Here is a 1288-nt window from a genome sequence, read left to right as displayed (position 1 = left end):
GATGGTGGTCGTTAGAGATCACCAGCAAAGGGAGCCATCCATGGGCGATATTACAACAATTGGCCTTGATCTGGCAAAGAGTGTCTTCCAGGTTCATGCGGTCGACGAGATGGGCAGCGTAGTGATGCGCAAGCGTCTGCGACGCAGCCAGGTCCTCGCGTTCTTTGCCGAGATTCCGCCGTGCCTCATCGGCCTCGAAGCCTGCGCGACGGCGCACCATTGGGCTCGTGAGTTGATTGCGCTTGGCCATGAAACGCGCCTGATGCCGCCCAACTATGTGAAAGCCTATGTGAAGCGTAACAAGCACGACGTGGCCGATGCCGAGGCGATCTGCGAGGCGGTTAGGCGTCCGTCGATGCGCTTCGTCCCGATAAAGACGGCGGAGCAACAATCGGCGCTCATGATGCATCGGGCTCGGGATTTGCTGGTCCGCCAGCGCACCATGCTGGTGAATGCTCTGCGTGGGCACCGGGCCGAGTTCGGTCTTATCGAGGCGCAGGGTCTGCACAAGGTGGCGAAACTGATTGCGATTGTCACCAACGAGAATGATGGGCGTGTACCGGATATTGCCCGTCAGGTGTTGCAGGTAATGGTCCACCACATCGAAGATATTCAGGTACGGATCGTTGGTCTCGAGAAGCAGGTTCTCGCGTGGCACAAGAGCAACCCAGTCAGCCAACGACTGGCCACCATTACAGGCATCGGGCCGATCATCGCCACGGCCATCGCAGCAACGGTTGCAGATCCCAACACATTCCGTAGCGGCAGAGAGTTTGCCGCCTGGCTCGGGCTAGTGCCGAGACAAAACTCCACCGGGGGCAAGGCGCGCCTCGGTGGAATTAGCAAGCGAGGGGACAGTTATCTCCGTCGCCTGCTGGTCAACAGTGCGCACACGGTGCTGCTTTGCTCGAAGCAAGCCAAGACCAATCCCTGGCTAACCTCCCTGCTCAGCAGAAAGCCACGGCTTGTCGCCGCTGTCGCCTTGGCGAATAAGAAGGCGCGCGTGGCTTGGGCCCTCATGAGCAGACAGGACACCTACCGACACGCAGCAGCGACAGCATGACCTGCTGAGCCGCGGCGTGCCGTAAGCTTGCGAGAGTGAAAACACGTGATGGCAAGTCGGTCACCCGACGGATCGAGAGTAACCTGACCGCCTCAACGGGATTCCGATCCCGACCAACTGATAAGGCCTCGACTCGCGGAACCCATCAAGGCCAGCGGTCATGTAAGACCGCACTGAAAGGCCGGACACATGACTGCAAGCGACCACTGTTCATCACGCGAAAAA

General features: G+C 59.3%; 1 protein-coding gene. It reads left to right on the top strand.

Annotated elements, in window-relative coordinates:
- Positions 1-40 precede the first annotated feature (40 nt).
- Complete coding sequence (locus KIP88_RS45735) at positions 41-1063, top strand: IS110 family transposase (protein WP_214494612.1); 1023 nt, start codon at positions 41-43, stop codon at positions 1061-1063.
- The last annotated feature ends 225 nt before the right edge of the window (positions 1064-1288 follow it).

The sequence above is a fragment of the Bradyrhizobium sp. SRL28 genome (genome assembly GCF_018596315.1).
Lineage (GTDB): Bacteria > Pseudomonadota > Alphaproteobacteria > Rhizobiales > Xanthobacteraceae > Bradyrhizobium.
The sequence above is the reverse complement of the archived record's forward strand: the minus strand, read 5'-3'. Positions and strand labels throughout refer to the sequence as shown.

Excerpts from the sequence above, each read along its gene's own strand:
- KIP88_RS45735 (WP_214494612.1), top strand. The coding sequence starts at position 41 with ATGGGCGATATTACAACAATTGGCCTTGATCTGGCAAAGAGTGTCTTC.